The 13,915-nt window shown below is 66.6% G+C and carries 14 protein-coding genes and 3 tRNA genes; 9 read left to right on the top strand and 8 right to left on the bottom strand.

The genetic code is table 11. The annotated features are described in order from the left end of the window. Positions 1-25 precede the first annotated feature (25 nt). The 7 genes from P2P98_RS17510 to P2P98_RS17480 all read right to left on the bottom strand — a co-directional run bounded on the left by P2P98_RS17510 (position 26) and on the right by P2P98_RS17480 (position 5,147). The gene (locus tag P2P98_RS17510) at positions 26-367 is read right to left on the bottom strand and encodes a hypothetical protein (protein WP_275801536.1); all 342 of its coding nucleotides are present in this window, start codon (positions 365-367) and stop codon (positions 26-28) included. Positions 368-900: 533 nt separating this feature from the next. Next, entirely contained in the window at positions 901-1,815 is a 915-nt protein-coding gene (locus tag P2P98_RS17505) for a DUF3800 domain-containing protein (RefSeq protein WP_275801535.1), read from the bottom strand. A 271-nt stretch (positions 1,816-2,086) separates the two neighbouring features. Continuing rightward, positions 2,087-2,962, bottom strand: a complete 876-nt coding sequence (locus tag P2P98_RS17500; RefSeq protein WP_275801534.1) for a DNA adenine methylase — start codon at positions 2,960-2,962, stop codon at positions 2,087-2,089. Further along, positions 2,959-4,272, bottom strand: a complete 1,314-nt coding sequence (locus tag P2P98_RS17495) for a hypothetical protein (protein ID WP_275801533.1) — start codon at positions 4,270-4,272, stop codon at positions 2,959-2,961. The genes P2P98_RS17500 and P2P98_RS17495 overlap by 4 nt, the downstream gene beginning before the upstream one ends. 565 nt (positions 4,273-4,837) lie before the next feature. Beyond that, positions 4,838-4,910 (bottom strand) — tRNA-Phe (locus P2P98_RS17490). A gap of 64 nt (positions 4,911-4,974) precedes the next feature. Next, positions 4,975-5,048 (bottom strand) — tRNA-Asp (locus P2P98_RS17485). 26 nt (positions 5,049-5,074) lie between these two features. Beyond that, positions 5,075-5,147: transfer RNA gene (locus P2P98_RS17480), tRNA-Glu, on the bottom strand. A 214-nt stretch (positions 5,148-5,361) separates the two neighbouring features. On the opposite strand from P2P98_RS17480, the gene P2P98_RS17475 reads away from it, so the two are divergent. Beyond that, on the top strand, positions 5,362-6,792 hold the full coding sequence (locus P2P98_RS17475; protein ID WP_275801532.1) for a M23 family metallopeptidase: 1,431 nt from the start codon (positions 5,362-5,364) through the stop codon (positions 6,790-6,792). A gap of 53 nt (positions 6,793-6,845) precedes the next feature. Here P2P98_RS17475 and P2P98_RS17470 read toward each other — a convergent pair whose 3' ends face one another. Continuing rightward, complete coding sequence (locus P2P98_RS17470) at positions 6,846-7,379, bottom strand: inorganic diphosphatase (RefSeq protein WP_275801531.1); 534 nt, start codon at positions 7,377-7,379, stop codon at positions 6,846-6,848. A gap of 89 nt (positions 7,380-7,468) precedes the next feature. Between P2P98_RS17470 and tilS the strand changes: the two genes are divergently transcribed. The 8 genes from tilS to P2P98_RS17430 all read left to right on the top strand — a co-directional run bounded on the left by tilS (position 7,469) and on the right by P2P98_RS17430 (position 13,913). Next, entirely contained in the window at positions 7,469-8,467 is a 999-nt protein-coding gene (gene tilS, locus P2P98_RS17465; protein ID WP_275801530.1) for a tRNA lysidine(34) synthetase TilS, read from the top strand. Between the two features lie 23 nt (positions 8,468-8,490). Then, the gene (gene hpt, locus P2P98_RS17460) at positions 8,491-9,042 is read left to right on the top strand and encodes a hypoxanthine phosphoribosyltransferase (RefSeq protein ID WP_058595761.1); all 552 of its coding nucleotides are present in this window, start codon (positions 8,491-8,493) and stop codon (positions 9,040-9,042) included. 111 nt (positions 9,043-9,153) lie between these two features. Next, positions 9,154-11,157 carry an ATP-dependent zinc metalloprotease FtsH gene (ftsH, locus tag P2P98_RS17455; protein WP_275801529.1) on the top strand — a complete coding sequence of 668 codons (2,004 nt, stop codon included), beginning with the start codon at positions 9,154-9,156 and terminating at the stop codon, positions 11,155-11,157. A 6-nt stretch (positions 11,158-11,163) separates the two neighbouring features. Further along, positions 11,164-11,751 (top strand): GTP cyclohydrolase I, encoded by a 588-nt coding sequence (gene folE / locus P2P98_RS17450; RefSeq protein ID WP_275801528.1) that lies wholly within the window; start codon positions 11,164-11,166, stop codon positions 11,749-11,751. Beyond that, a complete protein-coding gene (folP, locus tag P2P98_RS17445) occupies positions 11,748-12,539 on the top strand; it encodes a dihydropteroate synthase (protein WP_275801527.1) in 792 nt (263 codons plus the stop codon). The genes folE and folP overlap by 4 nt, the downstream gene beginning before the upstream one ends. Continuing rightward, positions 12,539-12,907 (top strand): dihydroneopterin aldolase, encoded by a 369-nt coding sequence (gene folB, locus P2P98_RS17440; protein ID WP_275801526.1) that lies wholly within the window; start codon positions 12,539-12,541, stop codon positions 12,905-12,907. Before folP ends, folB begins: the two co-directional genes overlap by 1 nt. Then, on the top strand, positions 12,904-13,431 hold the full coding sequence (folK, locus tag P2P98_RS17435; protein ID WP_275801525.1) for a 2-amino-4-hydroxy-6-hydroxymethyldihydropteridine diphosphokinase: 528 nt from the start codon (positions 12,904-12,906) through the stop codon (positions 13,429-13,431). The genes folB and folK overlap by 4 nt, the downstream gene beginning before the upstream one ends. After that, on the top strand, positions 13,428-13,913 hold the full coding sequence (locus P2P98_RS17430; RefSeq protein ID WP_275801524.1) for a DUF3180 family protein: 486 nt from the start codon (positions 13,428-13,430) through the stop codon (positions 13,911-13,913). The genes folK and P2P98_RS17430 overlap by 4 nt, the downstream gene beginning before the upstream one ends. Positions 13,914-13,915: the final 2 nt, after the last annotated feature.

The raw sequence follows: 13,915 nt of genomic DNA, 5'->3' as shown, positions 1-13,915 counted from the left end.
GCCGCTCGCGTGCGCTGCCCACCCGTTACCCGCTCTTCCAGACGCGACCGTTCTGAAAGAGGAACGCACTGTGGCTAAAGCTGAACCCATCGGCCTGGGCCTGGGTGTTGTTCGGCGAGTACTTGCCCCACTTGACGTTTCCGCCCAAGACCGCCTTCGCCTGGAAGTACCCGTCTCCGCCCGTGGAGGTCAGCGCTGCGTATGACTGGACCCAGCTCGAGCTGACGTACCACATGCCGATTCCGGCGTGCGCGGGGGCGGCAGCGCCGACCGCGATGCCGAAGACTGCGACGAATGCCAGTGCTGCCGCAAGAGCCCGCCTGCTCACTGCGGAACGCGCTCTTTCGAGCGTTGTCGTTGCTGTCATTTCCTTGCCCCTTCGCTATGTATGGCATGTATGCATGCCTAGGAGGAGGCTAGCGACCGGTGATGGTGCATCACCGTTCTTCACCCGGTTCGCGCTCAAGCTCACCCTCACGCGTAGCGCTCAACGAGCCGGGTGGCGTGTCGCAGAAGGGGTAATGCCACTGCAATGCGGCTCTCGGCTGAGCTGTGAATACTCGTCGGGGTGACCTGTCGCGCGCGTCATCCGTTCTCGGCGCGGGCCGCGACATCGCGGCGACCAGAGGGGGCGTCGAGCAGCGCGAAAGGCCGTAGGCGCCGACATTGCGGCATCCGGAAACAAAAGAGCCCCCGTGTGTATGAGCCACACGAAGGTCGCAGTGGCTCCGACGGGCGTCGATCCCGTGACCTCACGATTTTCAGTTGTGTACGCCGGGTCTACGAGCGCTCACGAGCGCGCGTTCGTCGCGTGAGTCCGCGGAAACTGCACTCGTTGGTGGTGGCTGTGCTGGGTGGTTTCGGCGAAGTTCCCGGCCCGTGATCAACACAAGAAGTTGGTCACCTCTTGCGTTGGCTCTCTTCTGCACGAACAGCTGCGGCATGAATCTTCCGGAGCGTCGCGGAAGGCAAGCCATCGCTAATGCGGTGACCAGCAGCGATCGGGTAGAGGGGCCGCTCTTTGAAGAACAGTGCTGAGTTGTGGATATCGTCGACACCGCGGTGCCAAAGGTGGAGCTTCGACTCGTGCGTGAAGCCGCCGGACATCGTGTGGCTCCACGACGCTGGTACCCAGTGATACGGCGAGTCGCGAACTAGCTGATTGTCTATCGCTCGTGTCGTAGCGGCGGCGATCCAATCGGCGAACTGGATGTTCGCGCTCAGGACACTGTCGACGTGCATCGGGGGCTCGACGATTCGCTTCATCTCTGGGCGATCAGCAGACCGACGGAAAATGTGGCCGTACATCTGCGGCAGGCGTTCGGCGCGAGTCTTTTCGTTGATCTGGTCGATCATGACTAGTAGGTTCTGCCCGCGTCGCTCTGCGTAGGTGCAAAGGCGGTTGAGAGTCTCTTGCATCGCTGCGGTTTCGCGCGCCGCAGGGTCTAGGTTCGTCTGCTTCGGCGTGCCGAGCGGCTTTTCGTCGGCGTAGTAGAAGAGCATCCCACGCATCGATCTCATAGTCTTTACCAGGCCGCTGAAGACTCTGAGATGCTGAGGATGGGTGGCAGCTGTCGTGGGTCGGAACATCGACGCCCCCTTCTTCTCCCACTGTCCGGGGTTGGGGTGATCGACCAACTCGGACGCGAATAGCGTTCGCTTCTCGTGAGTGAATCGCTGCCCAAAGCCTCGAGCGCACTCCGCCTCGATTACGAAGCCTGCGTACCCGAAGGAGGGGCTCGTATGGAAGCGTTCGTGATCCCGGGAGATGAATGCTCCGGGCTCTCCGATCTCGTCGATGTAAGCCAGGAGCATGTCTTCAGTATCGAGCAAACACGCGACAACGCAGAAGCCCACGCACGCGGCGTGGGCTTCTCGAGTCGGCGCGCGGAGCACTATTTCAGCCCTCGCTACCGGTGCTCACAGTACTTGAAGCCGGTCGTGGGTGCAACACGCACGTGCACAACCCACTCACTAGGCTCCAGACTGCTGACCCGATGCGTTTCTTGGTCTGGAGCCTAGTGAGTGGGTCAGGCCGCGGGCGTAGGACGCGAGTAGAACAGCTCTACCCACGGCGAACTCACAGCTAAGCGATCCATCGGGCGGTGTTCCCGCGGATGATCTCAAGATCTGGGACCGTGATCCCTTCAGCGAAGACGGCGTACTCGGACCCGATGTGTTGTGTCGCAGCCGTGTGGGCAATGTCGAACGACGCACAACGAAGTCCCGCATAAAGCTCGTTAGGGATCCGCTCGTCTGCGTCGTAGGTCATGAACCAGGGCAGGTCGACTGTGCGAAGCTGGGCGGCGAGTTGCGTGTGATCGTCGTACGAAAGTCCGTCGAGATAGAGGCGTTCTCCCTGCACGAGATAGGGGGGATCGACATACACGAGGACGTCGCTGGTGTGACGCTCCATCTTCAGTAAGAAATCACGCGCGTCGAGCTCAGTGACTGTCACGCGGTTCCTGTATTCGCCGACGTAGCGGACCTTGTCGGCAAGATCATCGCGATTGAATCGCGCGTCGATCTTCCAATTCCCAGTCTGTTCGAGCCCTCCGATGGGTCTCGCGCGAAGGATGCCTGACCGATTCGTGCGATTCAGGTAGAACGTCGCAAACCCGAGTTCGAGATCGTCGTACTGCGTCGGATTTGCGTAAATGTCGCGCATCCGATGCCATTCGTCGATGCTCAGGGCGACGCTCAGTATCAGCTGAGAGAAATCCTCCGTTGAGGTGAAGAGTGAGCGCCAGAAAGCAGCAATTCCCGGATCCAGATCGTTGATATGAGCGTGGCGGACTTCCTCGTTCGCCAACAGTCGAAGAGCGGCGCCCGCTCCTCCCGCGAACGGCTCTGCGTACTCACGTGGGCGTGGGCTCTGCGAGCTGACGAGGCGCGCCAAGTAGTCAGCCAAACGACTCTTGCCGCCTGGGTAGCGCAGTGGGCTGAGGGAACGAAATCTCATGCCGGATTGGCTCCTGCGAAGTCGTCCAGTCGTTGCAAAAGCGGCCGGAACGTCGTGGTCAGCGCGCGGACGGCGTCAGGCGTTGGAACCGCCATGAAATTGTGAACGTATGCGTTCATCTCGTCGACCGCGAGCCCATCGCCGTCCCCCGACTGAGTCTTGATCCAAGCCATATCCAGCGCCTTATCGCGCTTCTGCGAATTCTCGGCATCCGGATCTAGCACGAGCAGCGACTTGCGAAACTTGGTCCGAAGTTTCGCGCCCTCCGTGAACCAACCGCGCGAGGCGCCAATGTCGGTCATCGCCATCTCGAGGATCACTCGTACCATGATCGCAGTGACCCCTGCCGCTTCGTCGATCTTGAGCTTCTGCGCTTCCTTGAGAAGCTTGCTTGTGCGCAGGTCGACGTGCTTTAGAACGAGTCCGTAGAAGATCCGAGCTTCGCCTTTGGGGGCGTTCTTCCGCCTGCGAGTCGGCTCATCTTGGCTCTCTCTTGCGACCGGATGCGGGTCGCTGGCCTTCTCGTGATCGCCGCCCCTCCCGCCCCTTGCGGCTGGGTTCGGCTGCCCGCCCCCCGTTGATGCTCCCTCGTGCTCACCTGCGAACTCCGCGCCAGCTTCATCGTCAGGGCGATTCTCGCGGTGCCTGTCGGACACAGCTGCTACGACCCCATCTATGTAATCGTCTTGCTGGTCGCCTGTCTTGATTGAATCGACCTTGATCGTTGTGAGATCATGGAAAACGACACGCAGAATGTCGTTGGTCAGGTCATTCTCCGGGTCGAGCGACACAACGTCGTTCCTTATGTCGATCATCATCTGGGAGCGAACATAGGGTCGGCTCAGCAGGCGAGCTAGGTTGGTGAACTTCCCGCCATCGCGAACACTTCGCACGTCGTTGATCAGCTCAGTGTCGTCCGCGAACGTCGTCAGGACCTTGCGAACGAACAGTACGGCGCGGTACTCGGCAGTTGGGCGAGGACGGAACGCGGCGCTTTGGTAGGAGTTCCAGGGGTCTGTGCCTACACCGTCGTTCTGGCCAGTGTGCCGCAGCTCGATCCACCGCTGAGCGGCATCGCGATCGTCGACGACGTAACAGTCAACTTGGCCAGGCCCCTCACCCGTTTGCCCGAGGTCCATCGCCTTCTTTCTGATTCGGGCCAAGGCCTTCTGAGTTGCCGGCGCGATTGCTATGTCCGGATTGCGAAGAAGCTTCAACGCCGCGAACCGGCGATTCCCCTCCAGTACGACTACACGGCTACCCTCGCGCATGACAATCGGCGGATTGATGGGATCCAGCTGCCCGAGCACGGCTATGTCCTCTGCGAGGTTCAAGAGCTTGCCAGGTCCTTGGGCAAGAAGTGCATTGATAGCTTCCCGTTGTCCTACAACGGGCTCGGCGAATCGTGGATTGTGCTCGTCGACCTCGACGTCAACGATCGAGAACGGTTCGTAACCCGTTGGCCCATCATGGCATCAGTGCCTGTGCCAGCTGTGTCGGGTGCGGGCTTGCACTCTGCCACGGTACCGGCCGCTAGGCCGGACCTGAATCGAGTAGCGAATTTCTCACACGTCGTCCGCGTCTGCGATCTCCTGAGGCGCGATCCATCATGGCGAGTTCGTCGCGCCAGGTCGTCGGCGTCATAACCGCCTGGGAGCTCTGGTGCTACGAGTTGCGTGCCCGTGGTCGTACGCGCCTGAGTCGCGCATCACTTTGGGGGTACCACCGACGGCTCCACTTGCTTCGCTCGCTCAGTCAACAAGTCGAAGTCGGATGATCGCTATCAGAAGGCACCACTGGCCGGTGGTAAAGCAAAACCCCCGCCATGTAGAAGCTAGGCGAGGGTTTCTAGGACCGTTGTAATGACGATCCTTGTGGCTCCGACGGGCGTCGATCCCGTGACCTCACGATTTTCAGTCGTGCGCTCTACCAACTGAGCTACAGAGCCTCGCGACACCATGGATGCCGCGACCGAAACGAAAGGCCCTCCGAAAAGGGCCCGTCGCTCAGAGCGACCCTGACGGGACTTGAACCCGCGACCTCCGCCGTGACAGGGCGGCACGCTAACCAACTGCGCTACAGGGCCATGCATTTTTAGTTGTAACCGGTGAGTGACCCCAACGGGATTCGAACCCGTGCTACCGCCGTGAAAGGGCGGCGTCCTAGGCCGCTAAACGATGGGGCCGGATGAGGGAGAAACCTTGCGGTTTCGCTCTCGCTTGCCGACGACCGAGCCTACTTCATGATTCGCGAGATTGCCAATCGAGGGCGTGGCGTCCGCGTCAGAGGGCCCGACGGGGCCGACAATGAGGCGCAACGGCGGGAACTCGCTCTGTTGCTCCTGTGACTCGTGTTGCTACTGTGTTCCGAGTTGCGAACCGGTGAGAGAAGGTATTCCCGTGACGCTCGAGCGCCCCGAAGATCAAGACGACTGCGGTTGCGCGCCCTCTGCGAATGAGCGGCGCCGCCTGTGGCCGTCGCTCGACCGACGGAGTGCGCTGAAGCTCGGTGCCCTCGGGGCCGTCGCGGTCGGGGCCTTCGGCGCGACCGTGCCGTCGTTCGGATCGCCCGCCTACGCCGCCGACTACCCCTCGTGGGACGACGTCGAAGCGGCCCGCGCGAACGAGGCCGCGAAGGCCGCCGAGATCACCCGGATCCAGGGCCTCATCCAGCAGCTGCAGTCCGAAGTTGCGCGCACGCAGGCCGAGGTGGTCGCCCGCTCCGACGAGTACTACACCGCGCAGCAGGCGTACTTCGACGCCGACTACCGGGCTCAGCAGATCCAGTCGCAGGCCGACGCCGAGGCGCAGAAGGCGACGGATGCCGCGACCAAGGCCGGCAAGGTCGCCGCGCAGCTCTACCGCGCCGGCGGCGACGACACCTCCCTCGACCTGTTCTTCTCCGGTTCGGCCGCGACGGCGGACGACCTGCTCGCCAAGCTCGGCACGATGGACAAGCTCGTCGACCGCAACCGCGCGGTCTACGCCGCCGCGGTCACGGCTCGCGACAACGCGAAGAATCTCAGCAACCAGGCGAACGACGCACGCGCCGAGCGCGATCGTCTGCAGAAGATCGCCGAAGAGAAGATGGTCGCCGCGCAGCAGGCCGCCGCGGCCGCGCAGGACGCCCTCGCCGCGCAGCAGGCCAACCAGGCGACGCTCGAGGCGCAGCTGGCCGCCCTCCAGGACACGACCGCGAAGACCGTCGCCGATTACCAGGCGGGCGTCGAGGCGGAGCGCAAGGCCCGCGAAGAGCGTGAGCGCAAGGCCCGCGAAGAGGCGGAGGCGCGCGACCGCGCCGAGCGCGAGCGTCGCGAACAGGAAGCGCGCGACAACGCCAATAACAACAACGGCGGCGGCGGTGGCGACAGCGGCGGTGGCGGAGGTGGCGGCGGCAACGGCGGCGGCCCGGGCGGTTGGTCTCGCCCGTCGTGGGCCGGCACGACCTCGGGCTACGGCCCGCGCTCAAGCCAGTGCAACGGCAGCTACTGCGCGAGCTCGTGGCACCTCGGTCTCGACTTCGGTGCTGGCTGCTGGTCGCCGATCTACGCGGCATTCGACGGACGCGTGACCTACGCCGGCTACAACGGCGGTTACGGCAACTACATCCGCATCGAGCACCCCGACGGCTCCGGCACGGGCTACGCCCACATCGTCGACGGCGGCATCTACGTCTCGTACGGCCAATGGGTCTCGTCGGGCCAGCAGATCGCGGCCGCCGGGCAGACGGGTAACTCGTTCGGCTGCCACCTCCACTTCGAGGTCTACCCGCCGTGGGGCGGGACGACCGACCCGGCGCCCTGGCTGCGCTGGCGCGGAATCGACGTCTGAACGAGAGAACCCCCCGGTCCGAGACCGGGGGGTTCTTCGCGTGAGAGCGTGATTCAGAGCGTGTTGGGCGCCTCGCCCGAACCCTGCGTCTTGGTCTGCGCGTCGTGCTCGTCGAAGCGCGTGAACGCCTCGCTCACCAGGCGCTCGGCCTCGGCGGCATCCGCCCACTCGTCGACCTTGACCCACTTGTTGGGCTCCAGGTCCTTGTAGTGCTCGAAGAAGTGCGTGATCTCCTTCTTGGTCCACTCGTCGATGTCTCCGACGTCCTGGATGTGGTCCCAGCGCGGGTCCTTGGCGAGCACGGCCACGACCTTGTCGTCGCCGCCGGCCTCGTCGCTCATCTTGAGCACGCCGACGGGGCGCACCTTCGCGAGGATGCCGGGGTGCAGCTCGCGGTCGAGCAGCACGAGCACGTCGAGCGGGTCGCCGTCTTCGCCGAGCGTGTTCTCGAAGAAGCCGTAGTTGGCCGGGTAGCCGAACACCGTGTAGAGGATGCGGTCGAGGTAGACGCGGCCGGTGCCGTGGTCGACTTCGTACTTCACGCGGCTGCCGCGGGGAATCTCGATGACGGCGTCGTAAGCGCCCATACTCGTGCTCCTTAGATCTGTGGATTTCCGCGCCCAGCCTAGTCGGGAGCCGCCCGTGGCCGGAGTCGGGGCGCCGCTAGCGTGGAGGCATGGATCACCGCCCCGGACTCGACCCGTCCGTCGCCGAGGTGCGTCGCGCCGTGCGCACCGCCCTCGCCCGGATCGACGGGTCCGTCGTCGTCGCTCTCTCGGGCGGACCGGACTCGCTGGCCCTCGCTGCCGCGACGGCCTTCGAGGCGCCGCGCGCCGGCATCCGGGCCGAGGCGGTCGTCATCGATCACGGACTTCAGGACGGATCGGATGCCGTGGCCGCGGCCGCCGCGCAGAAGGCGCGCGCTCTCGGGCTCGAGGCCCGAGTCGTCGCGGTCGAGGTCGGCTCGGCCGACGGGCCCGAGGCGGACGCGCGGACCGCGCGCTACGCCGGTCTCTCGCGCGCGGCGGCGGACGCGGGCGCCAGCGCGGTGCTCCTCGGCCACACCCTCGACGACCAGGCCGAGTCGGTGCTCCTCGGCCTGGCGCGCGGAGCCGGGGCCACGAGCCTGGCGGGCATGGCGCCCGAGCGACAGGATGCCACCGGCCCCACGTGGCTGCGCCCCCTCCTCGCGGTGCGCCGGGCGACGACCGTGGCGGCCTGCGCCGCGGTGGGGCTCGACCCGTGGACCGATCCGCACAACACCGATCCCGCGTACACGCGGGTGCGGGTGCGCGAGCGCGTTCTGCCGGTGCTCGAGGCCGAGCTCGGTCCCGGCGTCGCGGAGGCCCTCGCCCGCACCGCGGAGCAGCTGCGCGAGGATGCGGCGGCTTTCCAGGACATGATCGACGAGACGATCGAAGACATCGTCGAGCACGCCGAGGCGGGGATCTCGGTCTCGGTGGCGGCGTTGGCGGCGAACCCCGCGGCGCTGCGCAACCGGATCGTGCGGTACGTGGTCGAGAGCGAGTTCGGGGTGTCCTTGACGCGCACCCAGACCCTCGAGGTCGCGCGTCTGGCCACCGACTGGCGCGGGCAGGGCCCGATCGATCTGCCCGGATGCCTCGCGCGCCGCGTCGGCGGGCGGATCGAGGTCGTCGCGCGGGCGGCATCCTGAATCGACCGACGTAGACTTTCCGAATGCGCGCGGCCGACATCTCCGACGACATCAGCGAAGTCCTCCTCACCGAGGAGCAGATCCACGAGAAGCTCGCCGAACTGGCGCAGCAGGTCGTCGCCGACTATTCCGGCAAAGACGTCGTGCTCGTGGGCGTGCTCAAGGGGGCCGTCATGGTCATGGCCGACTTCGCGCGGCACCTGCCCATGCACATCACGATGGACTGGATGGCCGTGTCGTCGTACGGCGCGAGCACGCGCTCGAGCGGTGTCGTGCAGATCCGCAAAGACCTCGACACCGACATCACCGGCAAGCACGTGCTGATCGTCGAGGACATCATCGACTCCGGCCTCACCCTGAGCTGGCTGCTCGAGAACTTCGCCTCGCGCGGAGCGGAGTCGGTCGAGGTGCTCGCCCTCCTTCGCAAGCCGGATGCCATGAAGGTCGAGGTCGACTGCCGGTACGTGGGCTTCGACATCCCCAACGACTTCGTCATCGGATACGGGCTCGACTACGCCGAGAAATACCGCAACCTCCGCGACGTGGCGGTGCTCGCGCCGCACGTGTACTCCTGACGGCCGGATACGCCCACGACGAACGCACAGACTCGGCATAGCCGCTGAGCGTTACCCTGATCCCACCGCTTTTATCTGGAGCGGATCACGAAAGGGCTGGGCTCGCCCACCATGGATTTCAAGAAGATCACGCGCAACCCGATCATCTACGTTCTGCTGGTCGGCCTGCTTCTGGTCATCGGTTTCTCGCTCATCTCGAACCTGAGCGGCGCTCGACAGATCTCCACCAAAGAGGGTCTCGACCTGCTCAAGGGCGGGACGGTCACCCAGGTGGTGACCAACGACCCCGACCAGCGCGTCGACCTCACGCTGTCGCAGCCGTTCGAGGGTGCGAACGACGTGCAGTTCTACTACAGCCAGGCCCGTGCGAACGAGGTGGCGAGCGCGATCGACAGCGCCGCGCCGGCTGACGGCTTCAACGACATCGTCCCCAAGCCCAGCTGGTTCGACAGCATCCTCGGCCTGATGATCCCCCTCGTGCTGCTCGGCCTGCTCTTCTGGTGGCTGCTCTCGAGCGCCCAGGGCGGCGGCAGCAAGGTCATGCAGTTCGGCAAGTCGCGCGCGAAGCTCGTGACGAAAGAGACGCCCACCGTCACCTTCCAGGACGTCGCGGGTTCCGACGAGGCGATCGAAGAGCTCGACGAGATCAAGGAATTCCTCAAGGACCCGAAGAAGTTCGAAGAGGTCGGTGCCCGCATCCCGAAGGGCGTGCTTCTGTACGGCCCTCCCGGAACCGGTAAGACCCTCCTGGCCCGCGCCGTCGCCGGCGAGGCCGGCGTGCCGTTCTACTCGATCTCGGGTTCCGACTTCGTCGAGATGTTCGTTGGTGTCGGCGCGAGCCGCGTGCGCGACCTGTTCAACCAGGCCAAAGAGAGCTCGCCGGCCATCATCTTCATCGACGAGATCGACGCCGTCGGTCGCCATCGCGGCGCCGGCATGGGCGGCGGGCACGACGAACGCGAGCAGACGCTGAACCAGATGCTCGTCGAGATGGACGGCTTCGACCCCAAGGTCAACGTCATCGTGATCGCGGCGACCAACCGCCCCGACATCCTCGACCCGGCTCTGCTGCGTCCGGGCCGCTTCGACCGTCAGATCGGCGTCGACGCCCCCGACCTCAAGGGTCGCCAGCGCATCCTCGAGGTGCACGGCCGCGGCAAGCCCCTGTCCGACTCTGTCGACCTCGAGGTCGTCGCCCGCAAGACGCCCGGCTTCACCGGTGCTGATCTCGCGAACGTGCTGAACGAGGCGGCTCTTCTGACGGCCCGCTCGAACGCGCAGCTCATCGACAACCGGGCCCTCGACGAGGCGATCGACCGCGTCATCGCCGGTCCGCAGCGCCGCACCCGCGTGATGAAGGACAAAGAGAAGCTCATCACGGCTTACCACGAGGGCGGACACGCTCTCGCGGCAGCGGCGATGAACCACACCGACCCCGTCACCAAGGTCACGATCCTTCCCCGCGGCAAGGCGCTCGGCTACACGATGGTGCTGCCGCTCGACGACAAGTACTCCGTCACCCGCAACGAGCTGCAGGACCAGCTGACCTACGCCATGGGCGGCCGCGTCGCGGAGGAGATCGTCTTCCACGACCCCACCACCGGCGCCTCGAACGACATCGAGAAGGCGACGAGCATCGCCCGCAAGATGGTCACCGAGTACGGCATGACCAACGAGGTCGGCCCGGTCAAGCTCGGCTCCTCGTCGGGCGAGGTCTTCATGGGCCGTGACATGGGTCACGGGCGTGACTTCTCGGAGCGCATCGCCGAGCGCGTCGACGCCCAGGTGCGCGCGCTGATCGAGCAGGCGCACAACGAGGCCTACCAGGTGATCAACGACAACCGCGACGTGCTCGACCGCCTCGCTCTCGAACTGCTCGAGAAAGAGACGCTCGACCACATCGAGCTCGCCGAGATCTTCAAGGACGTCAAGCGTCTTCCGCCGCGTCCGCAGTGGCTGTCGTCCGGCGACCGCCCGGTCTCGACCCTGCCCCCCGTCGACGTCCCCCGTCGCCCCGCCCCCGCCGGGGTCGCCGCCTCGGTGGAGTCGGAGTCGCAGACCGCGACGCAGGCGCAGCGCCGCCCGAGCGGACAGACGCGACCGGCCACGGCTTAAGGCGCCGTGGCCGTCGACCGGGAGCGCGTCGCCGCGCTCGTACGCGAGTTGCTCGAGGCGATCGGAGAAGACCCCGACCGCCCCGGGCTCCGGCAGACGCCGACCCGCGTCGCCGAGTCGTGGAGCGAGTTCTTCGGCGGAGTGGATCAGGATGCCGGTGCACCCCTCGCGCACACCATCTCGGTGACACGCGGGCCGGCGCCGGACACCCTCCCGTCCGGTGCCGTGATGCTGCGGGACATCTCGTTTCGCTCGATGTGCGAGCACCACCTCCTGCCGTTCCGCGGGCGCGCGCACGTCGCCTACCTTCCGGGTGAAGAAGTCGTGGGGCTCGGCGCCCTGCCCCGGGTCATCGACATCCTGTCGTCGCGTCCGCAGGTGCAGGAACGCCTCGGCGAGCAGGTGGCCGACACCGTGGCATCCGCCCTCGATGCGCGAGGAGTGCTCGTCGTGCTGGATGCCGTCCACGAGTGCGTGACGATGCGCGGCGGGCGGCAGCTGGATGCCTCGACCGTCACGATCGCCGCGCGCGGCGTGTACACGGACCCCGTCGCCCGCGCCGAGCTCGTCGCCCTGATCGGAACGCGCGCGTGACCCTCATCATGGCGATCGTGAACGTCACCCCCGACTCGTTCAGCGACGGCGGCCGTTATCTCGATCCCGACGTGGCGATCGCGCACGCGCGTTCCCTGCGCGCGCAGGGGGCGGACCTCCTCGACATCGGCGGCGAGTCGACGCGGCCCGGCGCAGAGCGGGTCGCCCCGCGCGTCGAGCAGCAGCGCGTGCTGCCGGTCGTCGAGGCGCTGGCATCCGAAGGCGCGGTCGTGAGCATCGACACGATGAACGCCTCGACCGCTCGGGCGGCGGTCGAGGCCGGCGCGCGGATCGTGAACGACGTGTCGGGCGGCCTCGCCGACCCCGACATGCTCGACGCCGTCGCCGAGACCGACGCCGAGATCGCGCTCGGTCACTGGCGTGGCCCCTCCACCGACATGTACGCCCGGGCCGACTACGTCGACGTCGGACGGGAGGTGGCCGACGAGCTGGCCGAACGCGTGGCGGCGGCCCGCGCCGCGGGAATCGCGCCGGATCGCATCGTCGTCGACCCGGGCATCGGCTTCGGCAAACGTGGCATCCAGAACTGGGACGTGCTGCGCGCGATCCCCACGATCGCCGCGCTCGGTTCGCGCGTGCTGATCGGGACGAGCCGCAAGCGGTTCCTCGCCGAGCTGCTCGGCGACGACGCCGACCTCGCCCGCCGCGACCTCGCCACGGCTGTCACGAGTGCCCTCGCCGCGCGCTCCGGGGCGTGGGCCGTCCGCGTGCACGATGTTCCGACCACCCGCGACGCGCTCGCCGTCGCCCGCGCCTGGGAGGCCTGATGGATGCCGTCGACGAGATCACCCTCACGGGGGTGCGCGCCTTCGGTTATCACGGGGTGTACGCCGACGAGAAGCGCGACGGGCAGGAGTTCGTCGTGGACGTGCGGTTGCGTCTGCCTCTGCACATCGCGGCGGCGACCGACGACGTGCGCGACACCGTGCACTACGGGGAGCTCGCGGAACGCATCGTCGAGATCGTCGAGGGCGAGCCCGCCGACCTGCTCGAGACACTCGCGCAGCGCATCGCCGACGACGTCCTCGTCGACCCGCGCGTGGAGGAGGTGACGGTCACGGTGCACAAGCCGGCCGCCCCCATCACCGTGCCGTTCGGTGATGTCGCCGTGACCATTCGGCGCGGTCGCGAATGAGCGTGCGCTTGGCCCACGGCATCGGCGACGCCCCGAGAGACGCCCCCGTGGAAGCGGTCGTCGCCCTCGGTGCGAATCTCGGTGACCGTGCCGAGACCCTGCACGCGGCCATCGCGGCGCTGCGTGCGCTGCCGCTCACGACCGCTGTGCGCGTGTCGGCACCGCTCGAGACGGTGGCGGTCACGTTGCAGGGAGAGGACGAGGACGCGCCCCGTTACCTCAACGCGGTCGCCCTCGTGACCACCCGGCTCGCGCCGCGCCCGCTACTGCGCGAGCTGCACCGCATCGAGGCCGAGCACGGACGCGTCCGTCGTGAGCGCTGGGGAGACCGGACCCTCGATCTCGACCTCATCGCCTACGCCGACGAACGCATCGACGACGACGATCTCACGGTGCCGCACCCGCGTGCCCACGAGCGCGCGTTCGTGCTCGAGCCGTGGGTGGACGTGGATCCGGATGCCGATCTCCCCGGACGCGGTCGCGTTCAGGACCTGCTCGATGGCCTGCGGGGAGGGGAACGATGAAGCGCACGGGCGCGGGAATCCTCCTCATCGCGGCCGTGATCGGCGCGGTGTGCGGGTTCATCCTCGACACCGTCCTCGCCGCGATGGGGCGACCGACGTTCTCTCCCGCCGCGAGCCTGCCCACGATCCTCGTCCTGCTGGGGGCGGTGATCGTCGCCCTGGCGGTGCCGATCGCCCGCGCGACCCGGGGTCGCGTCACACGACGGATCGACCCCTTCCGCGCGTTGCGCGTCGCCATGCTGGCGAAGGCGTCGTCGCTCGTCGGGGCGGCGGCGACGGGCTTCGGTGCGGGGCTGTTGTCGTTCCTCCTCACCCGCCCGGTGACTCCGTCGGTAGGCTCGATGGGATCGATCATCGCGACGGTCGTGTGCGGAGTCGTCCTCGTCGTCGCGGGTCTCGTGGCCGAGCAACTCTGCACCATCCGGAAGGACGACGATGACGAACAGCCCGGACTTCCCGGAGCGGACGCCGCTCCCCGCTGAGG

Origin of the sequence: Microbacterium sp. Kw_RZR3 (assembly GCF_029222405.1) — a bacterium.
Lineage (GTDB): Bacteria > Actinomycetota > Actinomycetes > Actinomycetales > Microbacteriaceae > Microbacterium.
The sequence above is the reverse complement of the archived record's forward strand: the minus strand, read 5'-3'. Positions and strand labels throughout refer to the sequence as shown.

Excerpts from the sequence above, each read along its gene's own strand:
- P2P98_RS17510 (WP_275801536.1), bottom strand. The coding sequence starts at position 367 with ATGACAGCAACGACAACGCTCGAAAGAGCGCGTTCCGCAGTGAGCAGG.
- P2P98_RS17505 (WP_275801535.1), bottom strand. The coding sequence starts at position 1,815 with ATGCTCCTGGCTTACATCGACGAGATCGGAGAGCCCGGAGCATTCATC.
- P2P98_RS17500 (WP_275801534.1), bottom strand. The coding sequence starts at position 2,962 with ATGAGATTTCGTTCCCTCAGCCCACTGCGCTACCCAGGCGGCAAGAGT.
- P2P98_RS17470 (WP_275801531.1), bottom strand. The coding sequence starts at position 7,379 with ATGGGCGCTTACGACGCCGTCATCGAGATTCCCCGCGGCAGCCGCGTG.
- tilS (WP_275801530.1), top strand. The coding sequence starts at position 7,469 with ATGGATCACCGCCCCGGACTCGACCCGTCCGTCGCCGAGGTGCGTCGC.
- hpt (WP_058595761.1), top strand. The coding sequence starts at position 8,491 with ATGCGCGCGGCCGACATCTCCGACGACATCAGCGAAGTCCTCCTCACC.
- ftsH (WP_275801529.1), top strand. The coding sequence starts at position 9,154 with ATGGATTTCAAGAAGATCACGCGCAACCCGATCATCTACGTTCTGCTG.
- folB (WP_275801526.1), top strand. The coding sequence starts at position 12,539 with ATGGATGCCGTCGACGAGATCACCCTCACGGGGGTGCGCGCCTTCGGT.
- folK (WP_275801525.1), top strand. The coding sequence starts at position 12,904 with ATGAGCGTGCGCTTGGCCCACGGCATCGGCGACGCCCCGAGAGACGCC.
- P2P98_RS17430 (WP_275801524.1), top strand. The coding sequence starts at position 13,428 with ATGAAGCGCACGGGCGCGGGAATCCTCCTCATCGCGGCCGTGATCGGC.